The organism is Marinobacter pelagius (assembly GCF_900114925.1).
Classification (GTDB): Bacteria; Pseudomonadota; Gammaproteobacteria; order Pseudomonadales; family Oleiphilaceae; genus Marinobacter; species Marinobacter pelagius.
Genome location: NZ_FOUR01000002.1, coordinates 14227 through 32903 on the forward strand (window position 1 = coordinate 14227; position 18677 = coordinate 32903).

An 18677-nucleotide genomic window follows, 5' to 3' on the forward strand; every position below is an offset into this window, starting at 1 on the left:
CGACTTTCATCTGGCGTACCGTCATTAGGTTAACTCCTAGTCTCTGGGGGGCGGCGGGGCCAGCACCTCACGGGCACCGTTATGCCCGGCGGGGCTTACCACTCCCGACGCCTCCATGGCTTCCACCAGGTTCGCGGCCCGGTTATAGCCAATCTTGAATTTACGCTGTACCGAGGAAATCGATACCCGCCGGCCTTCCGTGACAAACGCCACCGCCTCGTCATACAAGGAATCGCCTTCGCTGTCCCCGCCACCTTCGCTAAGGCTCGGCACGCCCGGCAGACTCTCGCCTTCCGCGCCATTTAGAACGTCATCCACGTACACTGGTTCCCCGCGGGCTTTCCAGGCGCTGACCACCCGGTGGACCTCGTCGTCATCCACAAAGGCGCCATGAACGCGCACCGGCAGGCCAGAGCCCGGCGGCAGGTAAAGCATGTCACCGTGACCCAGCAGCTGCTCCGCACCGCCCTGGTCCAGCACGGTCCGGGAATCGATCTTGGACGACACCTGGAACGACATCCGGGTGGGGATATTGGCCTTGATCAGACCGGTAATCACATCCACGGACGGGCGCTGGGTGGCAAGGATCAGGTGGATACCCGCGGCCCGGGCTTTCTGGGCGATACGGGCAATCAGCTCCTCCACCTTCTTGCCGACGATCATCATCATGTCGGCGAACTCGTCGATGACGACGACGATGAACGGTAGGGTTTCCAGGTCGGGACGGTTCTCCTCGTCATTTTCGAGGTATTCGTCCGGCTTCCACAGCGGATCCAGGATAGGCTCACCGGCGGCCTGGGCATCCTTGATCTTGCGGTTATAACCGGCAATGTTCCGGACCCCGAGGTTGGCCATCAGCTTGTAGCGGCGTTCCATCTCGGCCACGCACCAGCGAAGGGCGTTGGCCGCCTCCTTCATGTCCGTCACTACCGGGGCCAGCAGATGGGGAATCCCGTCATAGATGCTGAGTTCCAGCATCTTCGGATCCACCATGATGAACCGTACTTCCTCCGGGGTCGCCTTGAGCAGCATGCTCAGGAGCATCGCGTTGACCCCCACGGACTTACCGGAACCGGTGGTACCGGCCACCAGCAGGTGCGGCATCTTGGCCAGGTTGGCGACCACCGGGTTACCACCGATATCGTTACCCAGGGCCAGGGTCAGTGGCGAGGAGCTTTCCTTGAATACACGGGCACCGAGCACCTCGGAGAGGCGAACCATTTCCCGCTCCTCGTTCGGAATCTCGATACCCACTACGGACTTGCCGGGAATGACTTCCACCACCCGTACGCTGAGCACTGCGAGGGAACGCGCAAGGTCCTTGGCCAGGTTGGAAATCTTGCTCACTTTCACGCCAGGAGCGGGCTTGATTTCAAACCGGGTGATCACCGGGCCCGGATTGACCTCGACCACCTCTACGGAGACACCAAAATCTGCCAGCTTCTCTTCAAGCAGACGGGACATGTGCTCCAGGGATTCCTCGGAGTAGCCTTTCTCCTTGTGCTCCTCGGGGGGGTCCAGCAGAGTCAGCGGAGGAATCGGGCTTTCGATATCTTCCAGCAGGGACCCCTGCCCCGGCTTCTTGCCGTTTTCCGCCTTCGACTGGTCCTCTTTCTTGAACGGGGAGATCTTGAAGGATCGGGAGGCCGGCTGAGGCTGAGGCTGCGCCTCCGCTTTTGCCGCCTTGGCCCGGGGTTCGGGCTTATCGCCTCCGTCCCGTGCACTGAAATTCTCCAGTCGCGCCGGCTCGGCCGGTTCGGAGGCACTCAGGCCGTCGAGACCCGGTTCCTTACGCTGGGCCGCTGCGGCGGGCTTCTGCTTGCGGGGCCCCAGGCCCGGCAAACGGTGCCACCAACGGCGCTTCTTGCCGCCGGCAGGCCCGCTTTTGCTTTCAACCCGGTCATTCACGATGGGTGGTTCTTTCTTCGGAGCCTCCGGCGCTTTCTGCTCGGCCTTCGGCTTCGCCGGCTTGTCGCCGCTGGAGGTGAACAGGCCTTTGAGGAATTGTCCGGAGCGCAGGGTCAGACTGCCCACCTGGTCCATCAGCCAGAACCAGGACAGGCCCGTGGACACCGTGAGCGCGAACAGGAAGATCGCGATCAGCAGTAGTGTTGTAGCCGGCAGGTTGAAGAACCGCACCATCGCTTCGGACACCGCCGTGCCCAGCACACCGCCGGAAGACACGCCAAGCCCGAAAACCGAATACAGGGACAGCAGGCTGGTCGACGACAACAGAATCAGGAGGAAGCCGCCAAAACGCATCAGGAAGAGCGGCCAGTGCAGGTCCAGTGACTCATTGCGGCGACGGATCAGCATGATCGCATAGCCGGCAATCATCACCGGGAAGAGATAGGCCATATGGCCAAAGAAATCCATGAACAGGCTGGCCAGCCATGCACCTGTGCGGCCGGCGTAGTTGCGCACGGAGGTGTCGTGCCCGATGCTTGCCCAGCCCGGGTCACTTGAAGTAAAGGTAACCAGGGCCATGGCGAGGTAGATCGCCAGGGCAATCAGCGCAATTACCGCGCCCTCGCGCGCGCCCTGTGCGGCAAGACGGCGAAAACGCTGCTGCTTTTCCGTAAGTTCCGGGGATGCTTTCTTAGCTTTTGCGGTTTCGGCCATGAATGCTCTGACGTGTCCGTTACTTTAACTGCCCAGGGCGTCGAAGCCTCGCATCAGATCTGTTTTCAGATCCTCGACGTCCTCAATGCCGACCGACAATCGGATCAGGTTTTCGGTAATACCTGCATGATCCTTGTCCTCTGGCGACAGGCGGCCATGAGTTGTGGTTGCCGGATGGGTAATCGTTGTTTTCACATCCCCAAGGTTGGCAGTAATGGAGATCATCCGCGTGGCATCGATGAAACGCCAGGCTTCGTCGCGACCACCTTTGACGCGGAACGAAAGTACCCCGCCGAAGCCTTTTTGCTGCTTCTTTGCCAACTCATGCTGGGGATGGCTCTGCAGACCCGCGTAATACACGGATTCCACTGCATTTTGCTGCTCCAGCCACAATGCCAACTCTAACGCATTGTCGCAATGGGCGCGCATACGGATTGGTAACGTTTCCAGACCCTTATGAAAAACCCAGGCATTGAACGGACTCATGGTCGGCCCGGCAGACCGGAGGAAACCGTAAACCTCTTCCATCAGCTTCTCAGAACCAACCACCACGCCGCCAACACAACGGCCCTGACCGTCCAGGTACTTGGTGGCGGAATGGATGACAATGTCCGCGCCGAGCTCCAGCGGCCGCTGAAGCACCGGTGTGCAGAAGCAGTTATCCACCACCAGCAGCGCATCACTGGCCTTGGCAAGCCTGGACAACTCCGCCAGATCCGCCACTTCACACAGGGGGTTGGACGGGGTTTCCAGGAACAGCATTCGTGTTTCCGGGCGAATGGCCTGCTGCCATTCCTCGTAATTGGTCAGGCTGACGAAGGTAGTCTCCACCCCGAACCGGGCCAGATACTTCTGGAATAGCACGTTCGTGGTTCCGAACACACCCCGGGAACAAATGACGTGGTCACCGCTCTTGAGCAGTGAAATACAGGTGCTGAGGATGGCCGCCATGCCGGACGCCGTGGCCACGGCGCGCTCGCCACCTTCCATGGCTGCGATGCGACCCTCGAAGGCCTGCACAGTCGGGTTGGTGAACCGGGAGTAGATGTTACCGGGTTCCTCGCCGCCAAATCGCGCGGCCGCCTGGGCGGCACTGCCATAGACGAAGCTTGAGGTTGGAAAAATTGCGTCGCTGTGCTCCAGCTGGTCCGTGCGAAGCTGCCCTGCCCTCACGGCCAGGGTATCCACGGACATACCTTCGAGATCCGATTCCGGAATCTGAACGGTTTCTTCTCTGCGAAAGGTCATGGGCGTCTCCTGGCCAGGGTTTCCGGACAATCAGTCGTCATCGTTGTGAAGATCGATAATACCGTTATCGGATGAATCGCCGCCGGACTTGTTGCGCGACTCATCCTTCCGGAGATCCTCAAGCTTGTCCAGGTAGGCCCGATCCACATCACCGGTGACGTAATTGCCGGTAAAGACCGAACATTCCCAACCTTCAATCTGGTCGTTCACATCACTGACGCAGGTAATCAGATCTTCCAGATCCTGGTACAGCAGCCAGTCGGCGCCGATCAGCTCCCGGATTTCCTCGATGGTGCGATCGTGGGCGATCAGCTCGCTGGCAGACGGCATATCGATGCCGTACACATTCGGATAACGCACAGGAGGCGCCGCGGAGGCAAAATAGACGTTCCTGGCGCCGGCATCCCGGGCCATCTGCACGATTTCCTTACAGGTGGTGCCGCGGACGATGGAATCATCCACCAGCATCACGTTCTTGCCCCGGAACTCCAGATCGATCGGGTTCAGCTTCTGGCGAACGGATTTCTTCCGCATCTTCTGGCCCGGCATGATGAAGGTCCGGCCGATATAGCGGTTCTTGATGAACCCTTCACGGAACTTGACGCCAAGGCGGTGGGCCATCTGCATGGCCGAGGTCCGGCTGGTGTCCGGGATCGGGATGACCACGTCAATGTCGTGATCCGGGCGCTCCCGCATAACCTTTTCCGCCAGAGTCTCACCCATGCGCAGCCGGGCCTTGTAGACGGAGACCTTGTCGATGATCGAGTCCGGGCGGGCAAAGTAGACGTGCTCGAAAATGCAGGGATAAAGGTGAGCCTCATCGGCGCACTGCTGGGTGTAGAGGGTGCCATCGGTCTCGATATAGACCGCCTCGCCCGGCGCAATGTCCCGGACCAGCTTGAAGCCTGCGGCGCTCAACGCCACGCTCTCGGAGGCAATCATGTATTCCTTGCCACCATCCTCGGTTTCGCGCACCCCGTAACAGGCCGGGCGAATGCCGTTCGGGTCACGGAACCCGATAATCCCGTAACCGGTAATCATGGCAATCACCGCATAGGCGCCCCGGCAACGCTTGTGCACCGCCTTGACCGCGTAAAAGATCTCATCCTTGGTCGGCGTCAGCTTGCCCAGCTTCTGCAACTCGTGGGCGAACACGTTGAGCAGTACTTCCGAATCGGAATTGGTGTTGATATGGCGAAGGTCGGTGCGGAAGAGATCCCGGGCCAGCTCATCGGCGTTGGTCAGGTTGCCATTGTGGGCCAGGGTGATGCCGTAAGGACTGTTGACGTAGAACGGCTGGGCCTCGGCAGAACTGGAGGTGCCGGCGGTGGGATAGCGCACATGGCCGATCCCGACATTACCGACAAGGCGGCGCATGTGACGGGTGTGGAAGACATCCCGGACCAAGCCGTTGTCCTTGCGCAGGTAAAACCGCTCGTCCTGAAAGGTAACAATGCCCGCCGCGTCCTGGCCCCGGTGCTGAAGTACAGTCAGCGCATCATAGAGCGACTGATTGACGTTGGAAGTACTGACGATGCCGACAATGCCACACATGGATAGGATCTTCTCCGAGTGTTAATACTGAATGTTAACGGGACGCGGACCTGGGTTCCACGTCTTCTTTTCCCTGACTTGCCTCCGGAGCTTCCGGTCGGGCCTCGCCCTCCCCTGCTGGCTCCAGAAAACGGGCGAATTCATCACCGAACGTGCGCCGTGACCAGTCCTCCACCACGGCGAGTCTGTCGATCATCACAGACTCCCGCCACCAGGTGTCCTGGGCCAGCGGGGTGTAACGGGTGAAGGCAATCCCGACAATCACTACAACCACGCCCCGGAGCAGGCCGAAGCCCATGCCGAGTACCCGGTCCGTTGCCGATAGCCCGGTGACACGAACCAGGTGGCCGATCATGTTATTGATGATGGCTCCGACAATCAGGGTACCAAAGAACAGGATGGCGAACGCCGCAATCAGACGCACAAGTGGCGTCTCGACGGTGCTCTCCAAAAGGGTTTGCATCTGCGGGTGGAAAGTCCTGGCCAGGATGAAAGCGGCAATCCAGGTGACCAGTGACAGGGCTTCCTTGACGAATCCACGCTTGAGACTGATCAGCGTGGAAACCGCAATGAGGACAATAATGACCCAGTCAATCCAGATCAGCGATTCCATGAAAAACCCGGCAGAGAAAAGAAAGCGCGAATTCTATCAGGAATCGCAGCGCCACCAAACTGCACGACGCTCATAATCCGGTGTCAACACGTTATTTATCACCCTCGGTGACCAGACTGTTCAGCTTGAACGCGTCGTCCAGCACTCGCTTGGCAGCCTCGGCTTCCGATTTGCTGGCAAAGGGACCACTGAACACACGTGTCAGCACCGTGTCATCGCGGGTCAGCTCCTGAAGATGGGAGCCGTAACCCTTTTCCCGGACCTGGTCCCTGAGTCGGCGGGCATTGTCCGGGTTACCGAAACTGCCCAACTGGACCACCCAGGCACCTTCAAGGGAGCGGGAATATTCTGCGCTCTCCGGTTCTTCGGACGCGGCGGGCTGAGTATCAGCGGTGTTTTGGACCTGCTGATCGGCCGCAGCGCTCTCGGTAGAACTGTCATCCGTTGCCGGCTGTGACTCCGAAACTGCTTCCTCATCCTCGATGACCCGATAACCTGCTGACTGCTCGGACTCGGCGGGCGCCGTTGGTGCGGGCTCTTCAACCTGCGAGGTTGCATCAGCCGGTGCAGGCTCCTCGATTTCATAAACGGGCGCCTCAGGAATCTCCTCCGACGGGGCGTTCACTTCCGGGAACGGCGGCTCTTCCGGAATCTGGATGGGCGTGGAGGTGCGCTCGGAATGAGGCTCATCGAAAATCATTGGCACAAAGATAACCGCCAGAGACACGAGAACCAGTGCCCCGATGATCCTTTGTTTCAGTCCGTCCACGCTGCCACTCCCGTTAACCGTTCCTTTACAGTTTACTGCTATCGCCGATACTAAACGGCTGTTTCCGATAACTCAAAGCCGGAACACCTGCCATGGACAAAGTTTAAGATCTGTCGCCCTGAAGGACATCCCGGGCTTCGGCAACGGTGAAGAAAGATCCGAATACGATCACAAGTCCACCGCTACTGGCGGATTCCCTGGCCGCGACTATGGCCGCCGCCACTGATTCGCACTGCTTCAGCCCGGCAACGCCAGCGGCCCGGACACGGTTGGTCAGGGTCTCGACATCGAGTCCCCTGGGAACATTCAGGGGCGCCAGGAACCATTCATCCACCACGGAGGCCATCGCCGCCGCAACACCCTCTACATCCTTATCGGCGAGCGCTCCATAGACGGCAACCACCCGCTGGTTGGCGTGGCGCATGGATGCCAGACGATCGGCAAGCCAGGTTGCCGCATGGGGATTGTGGCCGACATCCACCAGGGTTACGGGGTTGTCAGCGAGCTGCTCGAACCGGCCGGGAACGGAGAGCCCCATCAGGGTCGTTTCAATCTCGGCAATACCCAGTTGGGGCGCCAGGTTCCGGATCGCCACCACGGCCGCTGCCACACTCTTCACCGGCAGAGGACCGGCGGGAAAACGGATTGTCTCGCCCCGGTATTCCAGGTGGACCTTGGCGGCATCACCGATAGCGCCGTCCTCGGGCAGTCTGAGCTGGTAGTCCCTGCCGAAAAGATCGAGGGATACCTTTTGCGCTGAAACCTGCTGCAGAACCGATCTGGGGGCATCCTCATCGGCATACACCGCCGGAATGCCCGGCCGAAGGATCCCGGCCTTCTCGAAGCCGATCACTTCACGGTCGTCGCCCAGGAAGGCTACATGATCGATATCCACCGAGGTAATGATGGCAAAGTCCGCATCGAGCACGTTGACCGCGTCCAGCCGGCCACCAAGGCCGACCTCAAGCACCCAATCCTCGACACCCGCCTCGGCAAAGGCCACAAACGCCGCCAGGGTGCCAAACTCGAAATAGGTCAGCGTGGTGTTGCGACGGGCCTGCTCCACCGCTTCGAAGGCGCGCACCAGAGCCTCGTCGCTGATCTCGGAGCCATCGATGCGGACACGCTCGTTGTAGCGATGCAGGTGTGGCGAGGTATAAGCCCCGGTTGTACGGCCGGCAGAACGCAACAGGGCCTCGATGGCAGCCACAGCACTGCCCTTGCCATTGGTGCCGGCGACGGTAATGATCCGGCCCCGGGGTTTGCGGGGAAACAGCCGGCGCAAAACCAACAGTACCCGGTCAAGACCCAGATCTATTTCGGAGGGATGGATGGATTCCAGGTAGGAAAGCCACTGATCGGGCGTGGCGTTCGCCCCCGGCGCAGCCGGGGACTTATCGTAGTTGTTACTGCTCGGCGGCATCGTTTTCGGGCTTTTCAGTCACTTCGAACTCGATGGGCTCTTCAGTACCGGGCTTCTCGTCCGCAGTGAACTTGGCGAGCAGGTGTGCACAGCGCTCACGCAACTGGTGACGGTGAAGAATCATGTCGATGGCACCGTGCTCCAGCAGGAATTCACTGCGCTGGAAGCCTTCTGGCAGCTTTTCACGGACCGTCTGCTCGATTACCCGCGGGCCGGCGAAACCGATCAGCGCATTGGGCTCGGCAATGTTGAGATCACCCAGCATGGCCAGACTCGCAGATACCCCACCGAACACCGGATCGGTCATCACGGAAATGTAGGGAATGCCTTCCTGCTTCATCCGCTCAAGCACAGCCGCCGTCTTGGACATCTGCATCAGCGACAGGATCGCTTCCTGCATCCGGGCGCCACCACTGGCAGAGAAACACACCAGCGGAATGCGGTCACGCAGGGCAACGTTGGCCGCCTGCACGAACTTCTCACCCACAACCTGGCCCATGGAGCCGCCCAGGAAGTTGAACTCGAAGGAGCAGGCCACCAGGGGTACCCCCAGGGTTGTTCCCTTCATGGCGATCAGGGCGTCTTTCTCACCGGTGCCCTTCTGGGCCTGGGAGAGGCGATCCTTGTAACGCTTGCTGTCCTTGAACTTGAGGCGATCCCAGGGCTCCAGATCCGCTGCAATTTCCTCACGGCCATCTTCGTCGAGGAAGATATCCAGTCGACGACGGGCGTTCACCCGTAAGTGATGGTTACATTTGGGGCAAACATCCAGATTCTTCTCAAGTTCCGGCTTGTAGAGAAAGGCTCCACACTTGGGGCACTTCTTCCAGAGTCCCTCGGGCACCCCGGTTCTCTGCTTGGATTCCGAGCGGATCTTGCTCGGCATGATTTTGTCCAGCCAGTTACTCATGATTCAATCCTGTCCTGTGAGGCCTGCCTGCCCTCGGCCTCCGGTCAGGAGGCCAGGCTGTCCAGTGCTTCGCGCATCGGGTGGAGCAGATCCGTCAGGGCCCGCTTGAGCTCTTCCGTATCTGCCTGATTTCTGGCTATTGTATCGACCAGCACACTGCCAACAATTACACCATCGGATACCCGACCAACGGCAGCGGCTGTTTCCGCGTCACGAATTCCAAACCCGACGCCGACCGGCAAAGCCGTCATCTCGTGAATATGGGCAACCTTCGCAGCCACTTCGTCGACGTTGATTTTAGCTGCACCGGTCACACCCTTGAATGAAACATAGTACACGTAGCCGGATGAGTGCTCGGCAATAGCCTGGATCCGCTGATCAATCGTGGTCGGTGCCAGCAGGAAAATTGCATCCAGGTTGCGGCTGGTGAACAGCGGCGCCACGTCATCCGCCTCTTCCGGCGGCAGATCAACGGTGAGAATACCATCGACGCCGGCATCCGCTGCCGCCTCGGCGAAAGCTTCGTAACCCATGGCTTCCATGGGGTTGAGGTACCCCATGAGAACCACCGGGGTCTTGTCATCCTGCTTGCGGAACTCCTTGACCATGCCGATGACCTGGCGCAAGGACGTTCCGTGCTTGAGGGAACGCTCGCAGGCCAGCTGAATGACGGGACCGTCCGCCATCGGGTCAGAGAACGGCACACCAAGCTCGATAATATCCGCGCCCGCACTGACCAACGTGTGCATCAGATCGACCGTCACATCCGGGTGGGGATCACCGGCCGTGATATATGGAATCAGCGCCTTGCGATCCTGTTCCTTCAGGGCCTTCATTACCCCTTGAATTCGGCTCATGCCAGTTTCCGTCCTTTCGTCAGATCTCGATACCATCAAGCTGGGCGATGGTGTGAATGTCTTTGTCACCCCGGCCGGAAATGTTGATGACCAGCATCTGGTCCTTGTCCATTTCCGCGGCTTTCTTCACGCCGTAGGCAACCGCGTGGGCAGTCTCCAGTGCCGGCATGATGCCTTCTACCCGGGTCAGCATGCGGAAGGCGTCCAGCGCCTCGTTATCGGTCACCGACACGTAGTTAGCACGACCGATATCCTTGAGCCATGCGTGCTCTGGCCCGACTCCGGGATAGTCCAGGCCCGCGCTGACCGAATGGGTGCCGGCAATCTGGCCGTTCTCGTCTTCCATCAGGTAGGTGCGGTTGCCGTGCAACACACCGGGGCGTCCCGCACACAAGGGTGCAGCGTGCTGACCGGTCTCGATACCCAGGCCGCCGGCCTCAACACCATACATCTCCACATCCTCATCCCCGAGGAACGGGTAGAACATGCCGATGGCGTTTGACCCACCACCCACGCAGGCCACCAGCGCATCCGGGAGTTTACCGGTCTTTTCCAGCGCCTGACGGCGGGTTTCGCGACCGATCACTGACTGGAAATCCCGCACCAGAAGCGGATAAGGATGGGGGCCGGCCACGGTGCCAATGATGTAGAAGGTATCGTCCACATTGGAAACCCAGTCGCGCATGGCGTCATTCATGGCGTCTTTCAGCGTCCTACTGCCACTTTGAACCGCATGGACCTGGGCGCCCAGAAGCTTCATGCGATACACGTTCAGGGACTGGCGCTGCACATCCTCCGCACCCATGAACACGTGACATTCCAGCCCCAGCCGCGCACATACGGTGGCAGTGGCGACTCCGTGCTGGCCAGCGCCAGTCTCGGCAATAATCCGCTTCTTGCCAAGGAAACTGGCCAAAAGAGCCTGACCGATGGTGTTGTTCACCTTGTGGGCGCCGGTATGGTTCAGGTCTTCCCGCTTGAGCCAGATCTGCGCACCCCCAGTCTCCCGGGTCAGACGCTCCGCAAAGTAAAGCGGGCTCGGGCGACCGACGTAGTCGGCCAGATCCTGATCGAACTTGGCCTGGAACTCCGGATCCTTCTTCATCCGGAGATATTCCTTCTCCAGGACCATCAGTGAATCCATCAGGGTTTCAGAAACAAACCGTCCGCCGTAGGCACCGAAGTGACCCCGTGCATCGGGAAGTGCGCTCAGCATTTCTTCAGTCAGTTTTACAGACACGGTGAACCTCTTTAATGAAGTCGGAAATTTTCTGGATGTCCTTGATGCCTTTACGGCGTTCGACGCCGCCACTGACATCCACGGCCCAGGGTTTCACCTGTGTTACGGCGCGGGATACGTTATCAGATGATAACCCACCGGCCAATACAAGTGGCATGGGGCGGCTTTCAGGGATCAGCTGCCAGTTGAAGGACTGCCCGGTACCCCCGTATTTATCCGGATCCCAGGCATCCACCAGCAAGCCGGCGGCGTCCCGGTAATCCTGAAAAGCGGTCTCGATCTGCCCTTCCTCGCGGACCCGAATGGCCTTGATCCAGCGCCTTCCGAAACTGCGACAGAACTCCGGTGTTTCATCACCATGAAACTGGAGCAGATCCAGCGGCACTGCAGACAAAACCTGCTCGACAAATTCAGGCTCCGGATTCACAAACAATCCGACCGCTTGCACAAAGGGCGGGATGTCACGGATCAGGGCGGCCGCGTGCCCGGGAGAAACCGAGCGCGGACTTGGCTCATAAAACACGAACCCGAGGGCATCGGCGCCGCAACTGATGGCTGCCGACACATCCTCGGGGCGGGTCAGGCCACAAATCTTGACTCTTGTGCTCATAGCTTCGGCATCGGCTTTTTGGGATGAATATGGGTCGGCTCAATCGGGAGATTGTCGTCCCGCTCGAACCAGGGCCGGACAAAACCCGGACCACATTCGGCTTTCGGGATTCCGTAACCTTCAGGATACCCCACATCCACCAGGTAAAGCCCGTCCGGCGGTGCAGTCACACCGGCCACGGTCCGGTCCCGCTCATTCAGGATCGCCGCAATCCAGTTCACGGATTCCTTTCCGTTGCCGACCGCCATCAGGGCTCCTGCAATGTTCCGCACCATGTGGTGCAGAAAAGCGTTGGCCTGAACATCTATTACGACAAAATCACCCTTGCGGGTTACTGAAATACTCTCAAGGAAGCGAACAGGCGTGCGGGACTGGCAACCGGCGGCCCGGAAAGATGAAAAATCATGCTCACCAACCAGAGCCTGGGCAGCCTGATGCATCCGTTCCGCATCCAGCGGGCGAAAGGTCCAGCTGACCTGTCCCCGCAGGATTCCCGGTCGAACCGCGTGGTTGTAGATCACATACCGGTACCGGCGATAGACTGCCGAGAAGCGTGCGTGGAAATCATCCGCGCCCTGACCCGCCCAATGGACGGAGATATCCTCCGGAAGCGCGGTATTGATGCCCATCACCCATGAGCGCAGATTACGGATTGACGGCGTCTCGAAATGGACGATCTGGTAACTGGCATGAACACCGGCATCGGTACGACCGGCACAGACCAGGTCTACCGGGTGATCAGCCACCCTGGCCACCGCTTTGGAAAGCTCCCCTTCGACCGACCGTACCCCGGATTTCTGCATCTGCCAGCCATGAAAGCTCCGGCCATCGTATTCAAAGGCCAGGACCACCCGGCCGTTACCAATCGCGTTGTCTGTGGTCAGTTGCTGTGCTTCGAGGAACAAGGGGAAGTCCGAAAAGGTCTTGCTGTAAAAACAAAGCGCCGGCTTTATCCCGTGAACCGGGGCCGGCGCTCGTCACCTGAAGGCTTGATTATAACGGATCAGGACAGATTTTTAAGGAGATCCTGCGCTTCTGCCTTCTGGGCGTCATCACCCTCCAGTGCCACTTCCTCCAGGATGTCCCGGGCACCGTCGCTGTCGCCCATCTCGATGTAGGCGCGGGCCAGGTCCAGCTTGGTCGCAGCCTCATCGGTGCCTGCCAGGAAGTCGAAGTCGTCATCCTCGCCCAGCTCGGATTCGTCGAGATCGACAGGTGCTGGTCGAGGTGCCTCATCGCTTGCCACAGGGATCTCCTCTTCGGCAGCTTCGTCGGCGGCAGGCGCTTCCTGTTCCGCCAGGTTCTCCAGTGTACCCAGATCCTCCAACTCCTCGGTCTCGGCAACTTCCTGTTCAGGGCTGGGCTCCTCGCCCTCTCCCATCACGTCACCTTCCCCAAGGGTATCTTCCAGACCCAGCTCCTCGTCGAGGGGCGCAGGTTCTTCCTCGCCGTGGTTGGTGGTGTCGGCAGAATCGGAGAACTCCTCCATCAGGGCGAGATCCTCATCAGAGACATCCAGCTCCAGATCATCCAGAGAGGACTCTTCCATCTCATCGCCGCCAAGCTCGTCCTCATCAGCAACCTTGTCGAGTTCGGCATCCAGCTCATCCAGGAAGGACTCGTCCAGGCCGCTGAGCTCGGACTCCACGTCGTCGCCCTCTGCGTCTGCCGGCTTTCCGGACTCGTCCTCCAGCTCCAGAGCGAACTCATCGCCCTGGTTTTCCTTTGACTCTTCGGCAGGCTCTTCCAGATCCATTTCAAGGGAGGAGAAGTCGGTCTCTTCGCCCTGGGTTTCCGGCCCGGCTTCCTCTTCCGTCTCGAGGGAGGACAGATCGAACTCGATCATGTCGTCCCGGGTATCGGAAGCCTCGGTCTCAGCCTCTTCCGCAGCAGTATCAGACTCTTTCTCGGACTGCTCGACATCACTCAGGTCAAACTCGGCGAACTCGGTATCAAAATCGCCGAACTCGTTTTCGACCTGCTCTTCCTTTGATGCGTCGTACTGATCTGCCAGGAGCTCGTCTGAGACTTCAGCCTCCGCGGACGCTTCTTCCTGAGCGGTGCTGAAGGAATCGGAACGAAGCTGTGACTCAAGATCATCAATGCTCGGGACCGACTCCGCTTCCTCGAGACGATTGCGCAGTGCATTGGCCTCGGCCAGCGCACCCTCGTCCTCGAAGGCTTCAATCTCGCCGAATTGCTTATCAAAGCCCTCGCGATCCTGGTTGTCGGCGTACAGTGCCAGCAGTTTCAGGCGCAGATCGGTACGGCTCGGTTCCCGCGAAATCGCGCTTTCCAGGGTCTGTACCGCCTGATCAGTCTGACCGTAGGCAACATACCGGTCAGCTTCGGCCAAAGCGTCACCGGCCTCAGGAGCCTTGGCTTCGTCCTCACCGAGATCGACCTCGAAAGAATCTGACTCGCCCTCGGAATCGGCGTTGAGCTCTTCGTAGAACTCCTTCTCCCGATTGGCATTCCGGCGTGCCACCAGAAGCAGGAGCAGCAGCAGGAGAATCAGGCCACCACCCAGCGCGATCTGGTACATCGGGTTGTTGACGATCATGTCAATGATATTGCCGGGGAATGCTTTCTGCGGAGCCGGCGGCTGTTGGGCAGGCTGGGTCTGCTGTTGTGCAGGGGCGGCTGCAGCGGCGTCTTGCTCAGACTCCTGGCCGGCACCAGCGACGTCGTCTCCAGCGGCGACCGCATCAGCAGGCTCTGCGCTGTTTCCCGCGACATCGCTTGCGGCTTCGTCAGATGCGGTTTCACCCGCTGCAGCAGCCTCGCCTTCCTGGGCGGCATCGGCAGAACCTTCTTCCGCTGCACCTGCCTCGGTTGCCACGTCGGTTTCGGTCACGGCCCCGGCCTGCTCCGCTTCATCACCGGCTGACTCGGACCCGGTAGCAGAATCGGCAGCTTCGGCCATCTCGCCGGTACCAGCTTCTCCGGATCCGGATTCGGCGGCATCCTCGGCGGATGCAGCTGTAGCCGCCTTACCTTCACCGGGCGCACCGGTTTCGCCTGCTACCGCTTCAGCATCGCCCTCTCCGGCCATCTGCTGCATATCGGCAAGCTGACTGTTCTTGAGCTCAAGCAGACGCTGGAGGGTCTCAACCTGATCCTGCAGATCTTCAACGCGGCTGTTCAGTTCCGCGTTTTCACGGCGAGCACTCTCCAGCTCTTCCATGGCAACGGCTTCGCCGGCATCCACACCGCCGGGCAAATCACTGTCACCGCCGGCGGAACCACCCTCGGTGGTATCCCGGGAGTCACTTTCCTCGGCCACCAGGAGCTTCAGCTCGGCATCCCCGCCTCCAGCTGCAGCCTGCTCGGTTGGTTGGGCCTGCTGGGGAGTCGGAGTGGCATCCACTGTGCGCTGGGGAGACTGGAATTCCTGATTCTGCTGACTGACGATGCGGGTAGCTTCAGCCCGGGTACGGCTCTGGATCTGGTCCTTGGTGGGCACCCGCAACACTTCACCGCGCTTCAGACGGTTGATGTTGCCACCGATAAAGGCATTCGGGTTCAGATCCTGGATCGCAAGCATCACCTGCTGCATGGACACACTGTTATCCGGACGAACGCGTTGGGCGATTGTCCAGAGGGTGTCGGAGGCGCCGGTGGGGCCGAAAGTATCTGCGGAGTAGCCCCGACCAAGAGAGCTTTCCGCCTCGGCCTGGCGCCGGATGGATTCACTGCTACGGGTCGGCTGACCGGCAGGCTCGGAGGTACGCGTAGTGGAACCGGGGGCAGCTACCTGTTCACGGACGCCGGAATCTTCGGCATACACGGGCGGATCAACCAGCACCGCATATTCACGCATCAGGCGGCCATTCGGCCAGCTCAGCTCCAGCAGGAAGTTCAGGTACGGTTCGCGCAGAGGCTCCCGGGAGGAGACATTGACCACGAGATTACCGTCAGTACCGGTCACAACCTCAAAACGGAGCTTGCTGAGAAACTGGTTGCGATCCAGCCCTACACGCTCATAGGCGGTATCCGAAGCAATATTCACCAGAACATCGCCGGGGCTCACTCCCCGGCTCTGGGGCAGAACGATCTCCGCATCCAGGGGCTCATTCAGATAGGACTGAAGTTCGATTTCTCCCAGCCCGAGGGCCTGTGCAACGCCGGAACCGAGCCCTCCTGCCAGAGCCAGGGCAACCGCAAGCTTGCGTACCTTCATGCTTTTTCCTTTCCAGTCTCCGTTATTCGTTACTGCTTTCTTCAAAACAGAATCGGATGAGGTTGGATGACTTCCGTCTGGATAATTTTCGTTATTATGTCGCGATTTTAATAATCAATTTCGCAAGTATTGTTGATAAAGCCTCGTTTATCAATCAATCAGCTGCAATCCTTGCACCACTTCTTCATCTTTGAGGCGGAACCCCCTAGCTTCCCTGAAAATAACAGGGGCGGAGGCCGAAATCAGCCTCCGCCCCCAACCGGTTTTCTGAAACCGGACACAGTTGGCATTAATTACCCCTGTGTAACATTTCTTAACGCTCCTGAAGGATCCGGAGCATGCGGCGCAGCGGCTCTGCAGCGCCCCACAGCAGCTGGTCACCAACGGTAAACGCGGAGATATACTCCGGACCCATGGCCAGCTTGCGGATTCGCCCGATGGGGATGCTGAGTGTACCGGTCACTTTCGCCGGCGTCAGTTCTTCCATGGTCGCATCCCGGTCGTTCGGGATGACCTTCACCCAGTCATTCGCCTTGGCCAGAATACCCTCAATCTCGGACACGGAAAGGTCCTTCTTGAGCTTGATGGTCAATGCCTGACTATGGGAACGCATGGCACCGATACGAACACAGATACCGTCGATAGGAATCGGGTTGTCACTGCGACCGAGAATCTTGTTGGTCTCGACGCCCGCCTTCCACTCTTCCTTGCTCATGCCGTTATCGAGCTGCTTGTCGATGAACGGAATCAGGCTGCCAGCCAGAGGCACACCGAAGTTCTCGGTGGGAAAATCGCCGGAGCGCATGGTATCGGTCACCTTGCGGTCGATTTCCAGGATCGCGGAGGACGGATCGTCCAGCTCGGATTTCACGGCGCTGTTGAGGGCACCCATCTGGTTCAGCAGTTCCCGCATGTGCTTGGCGCCGGAACCGGAAGCCGCCTGATAGGTCATGGGAGATACCCACTCGATCAGGTCCTGCTCGAGCAGCCCGCCGAGGGCCAGCATCATCAGGCTGACGGTGCAGTTACCGCCAACGTAATCCTTCACACCCTTGTCCAGGGCGGCATCGATCACATTGCGGTTAACCGGATCCAGAACGATTACGGAATGGTCGACCATCCGCAGGGTGGATGCGGCGTCGATCCAGTAGCCCTCCCAGCCTGCGTCACGCAGCTTCTGGTAAACCTCACCGGTGTAATCGCCACCCTGACAGGTCACGATAACGTCCATGGATTTGAGAGTATCGATATCGAAAGCGTCCTGCAGCGGCGGAACGCCTTCTTTGCCGACATCCGGAGCCGGTTTCCCGGTCTGGGAGGTGGAGAAAAACACCGGATCGATGTCAGCAAAATCGTTTTCTTCACGCATGCGCTGCATGAGGACCGAGCCCACCATGCCACGCCAACCTACAAGTCCAACTCGCTTCATGTGCGACCTTTGAACCTCGTTGATTTATGCCCGCCCTCTACCGTTATCGCTGGCAGGGACAGGATGGATGATCCCGCGGCAACTGCATCCTGTTGCCGTCGGGTCTTTGTTGGCCTGAACCGGAATCGCCCGCTCAGAGTGCTGCGAGCACCGCCTCACCCATTTCCCGGGTGGACACTTTCTGCGCGCCTTCCGACATGATGTCAGCCGTGCGCAGACCCTGGTCCAGGACCTTGCTGACCGCCGCTTCGATGGCTTCTGCGGCTTTTTCCTCACCCAGGCTGTAACGCAACATCATGGCAGCACTGAGGATGGTGGCCAGCGGATTGGCAATGCCCTGACCGGCAATATCCGGCGCCGAACCATGGCAGGGCTCGTACATTCCCTGCTTTTGCGAGTTCAGCGAGGCGGACGGCAACATGCCAATAGAGCCGGTGAGCATAGCCGCTTCGTCCGAAAGAATATCACCAAACATGTTGCCAGTCACAATTACATCGAACTGCTTGGGGGCCCGAACCAGCTGCATGGCGGCGTTGTCCACATACATGTGGGACAGCTCCACATCCGGGTATTCGCGCTTCAGGTCTTCCATGATTTCCCGCCACAGAACAGTCACTTCCAGCACGTTGGCCTTGTCTACTGAGCACAACTTCTTGCCCCGCTGCTGGGCCGCCTCGAAGGCCACCCGGCCTATGCGACGAATTTCCGATTCGGTGTAGGCGTATGTGTTGTAGCCCTGGCGCTCTCCACTCTCGAGTTCACGTACACCACGGGGCTGACCGAAGTAGATACCGCCGGTCAGCTCGCGCACGATCATGATATCCAGACCGGACACCACTTCCGGCTTGAGCGAGGAAGCAGACGCCAGCTGCGGATACAGAATGGCAGGGCGCAGGTTTGCAAACAGCTGGAGATTGGAGCGCAGTCCCAGCAGCCCCTTCTCCGGACGCTTGGCCATGGGCAGGCTGTCCCACCGGGGGCCACCGACCGCGCCGAGCAGGATGGCGTCGGCCGCCTTCGCCTTCTCAAGGGTTTCCTCGGGCAGTGGTGTGTCCGCCTCGTCAATAGCAGCTCCACCGACCAGCGCGCTTTCAAAGTTCAGCCCCAGGCCGAACTGGTCGTTCACCTTGTTCAGGACCTTTTCAGCCTCGGCAACGATTTCAGGGCCGATTCCGTCACCCGGGAGCATGAGAATGTTTCTGGACATGAAGTTCTTCCT

The 18677-nt window shown here is 59.5% G+C and carries 14 protein-coding genes; all 14 read right to left on the reverse strand.

Translation table 11 applies throughout. The features are described from left to right. Positions 1-36: 36 nt before the first annotated feature. Entirely contained in the window at positions 37-2622 is a 2586-nt protein-coding gene (locus tag BM254_RS04235; RefSeq protein WP_091999253.1) for a DNA translocase FtsK, read from the reverse strand. 24 nt (positions 2623-2646) lie between these two features. Then, positions 2647-3870 carry an O-succinylhomoserine sulfhydrylase gene (locus BM254_RS04240; RefSeq protein WP_091999256.1) on the reverse strand — a complete coding sequence of 408 codons (1224 nt, stop codon included), beginning with the start codon at positions 3868-3870 and terminating at the stop codon, positions 2647-2649. Between the two features lie 30 nt (positions 3871-3900). Next, entirely contained in the window at positions 3901-5424 is a 1524-nt protein-coding gene (gene purF / locus BM254_RS04245; protein ID WP_091999259.1) for an amidophosphoribosyltransferase, read from the reverse strand. Positions 5425-5458: 34 nt separating this feature from the next. Next, positions 5459-6037, reverse strand: coding sequence for a CvpA family protein (locus tag BM254_RS04250; protein ID WP_091999264.1), 579 nt, complete (start codon positions 6035-6037; stop codon positions 5459-5461). Between the two features lie 91 nt (positions 6038-6128). Next, complete coding sequence (locus tag BM254_RS04255; RefSeq protein ID WP_091999268.1) at positions 6129-6806, reverse strand: SPOR domain-containing protein; 678 nt, start codon at positions 6804-6806, stop codon at positions 6129-6131. A gap of 103 nt (positions 6807-6909) precedes the next feature. Continuing rightward, positions 6910-8229: a bifunctional tetrahydrofolate synthase/dihydrofolate synthase gene (folC, locus tag BM254_RS04260; protein WP_091999271.1), complete on the reverse strand. Its 1320-nt coding sequence runs from the start codon at positions 8227-8229 to the stop codon at positions 6910-6912. After that, a complete protein-coding gene (accD, locus tag BM254_RS04265; RefSeq protein WP_091999274.1) occupies positions 8213-9139 on the reverse strand; it encodes an acetyl-CoA carboxylase, carboxyltransferase subunit beta in 927 nt (308 codons plus the stop codon). The genes folC and accD overlap by 17 nt, the downstream gene beginning before the upstream one ends. Before the next feature lie 44 nt (positions 9140-9183). Then, positions 9184-9996: a tryptophan synthase subunit alpha gene (gene trpA, locus BM254_RS04270; protein ID WP_091999276.1), complete on the reverse strand. Its 813-nt coding sequence runs from the start codon at positions 9994-9996 to the stop codon at positions 9184-9186. Positions 9997-10015: 19 nt separating this feature from the next. Further along, positions 10016-11212 carry a tryptophan synthase subunit beta gene (gene trpB / locus BM254_RS04275; RefSeq protein ID WP_245777385.1) on the reverse strand — a complete coding sequence of 399 codons (1197 nt, stop codon included), beginning with the start codon at positions 11210-11212 and terminating at the stop codon, positions 10016-10018. 4 nt (positions 11213-11216) lie between these two features. Next, the gene (locus BM254_RS04280; protein ID WP_091999282.1) at positions 11217-11846 is read right to left on the reverse strand and encodes a phosphoribosylanthranilate isomerase; all 630 of its coding nucleotides are present in this window, start codon (positions 11844-11846) and stop codon (positions 11217-11219) included. Then, complete coding sequence (truA, locus tag BM254_RS04285) at positions 11843-12751, reverse strand: tRNA pseudouridine(38-40) synthase TruA (RefSeq protein ID WP_091999285.1); 909 nt, start codon at positions 12749-12751, stop codon at positions 11843-11845. The genes BM254_RS04280 and truA overlap by 4 nt, the downstream gene beginning before the upstream one ends. A 98-nt stretch (positions 12752-12849) precedes the next feature. Beyond that, positions 12850-16029: a FimV/HubP family polar landmark protein gene (locus BM254_RS04290; RefSeq protein ID WP_091999288.1), complete on the reverse strand. Its 3180-nt coding sequence runs from the start codon at positions 16027-16029 to the stop codon at positions 12850-12852. Positions 16030-16342: 313 nt separating this feature from the next. After that, entirely contained in the window at positions 16343-17458 is a 1116-nt protein-coding gene (gene asd / locus BM254_RS04295) for an aspartate-semialdehyde dehydrogenase (RefSeq protein WP_091999291.1), read from the reverse strand. Between the two features lie 133 nt (positions 17459-17591). Next, the gene (leuB, locus tag BM254_RS04300) at positions 17592-18665 is read right to left on the reverse strand and encodes a 3-isopropylmalate dehydrogenase (protein ID WP_091999294.1); all 1074 of its coding nucleotides are present in this window, start codon (positions 18663-18665) and stop codon (positions 17592-17594) included. Positions 18666-18677: the final 12 nt, after the last annotated feature.

Coding starts and splice junctions, on each gene's coding strand:
- BM254_RS04235 (WP_091999253.1), bottom strand. CDS start 2,622: ATGGCCGAAACCGCAAAAGCTAAGAAAGCATCCCCGGAACTTACGGAA.
- BM254_RS04240 (WP_091999256.1), bottom strand. CDS start 3,870: ATGACCTTTCGCAGAGAAGAAACCGTTCAGATTCCGGAATCGGATCTC.
- purF (WP_091999259.1), bottom strand. CDS start 5,424: ATGTGTGGCATTGTCGGCATCGTCAGTACTTCCAACGTCAATCAGTCG.
- BM254_RS04250 (WP_091999264.1), bottom strand. CDS start 6,037: ATGGAATCGCTGATCTGGATTGACTGGGTCATTATTGTCCTCATTGCG.
- folC (WP_091999271.1), bottom strand. CDS start 8,229: ATGCCGCCGAGCAGTAACAACTACGATAAGTCCCCGGCTGCGCCGGGG.
- accD (WP_091999274.1), bottom strand. CDS start 9,139: ATGAGTAACTGGCTGGACAAAATCATGCCGAGCAAGATCCGCTCGGAA.
- trpA (WP_091999276.1), bottom strand. CDS start 9,996: ATGAGCCGAATTCAAGGGGTAATGAAGGCCCTGAAGGAACAGGATCGC.
- trpB (WP_245777385.1), bottom strand. CDS start 11,212: ATGCTGAGCGCACTTCCCGATGCACGGGGTCACTTCGGTGCCTACGGC.
- BM254_RS04280 (WP_091999282.1), bottom strand. CDS start 11,846: ATGAGCACAAGAGTCAAGATTTGTGGCCTGACCCGCCCCGAGGATGTG.
- BM254_RS04290 (WP_091999288.1), bottom strand. CDS start 16,029: ATGAAGGTACGCAAGCTTGCGGTTGCCCTGGCTCTGGCAGGAGGGCTC.
- asd (WP_091999291.1), bottom strand. CDS start 17,458: ATGAAGCGAGTTGGACTTGTAGGTTGGCGTGGCATGGTGGGCTCGGTC.
- leuB (WP_091999294.1), bottom strand. CDS start 18,665: ATGTCCAGAAACATTCTCATGCTCCCGGGTGACGGAATCGGCCCTGAA.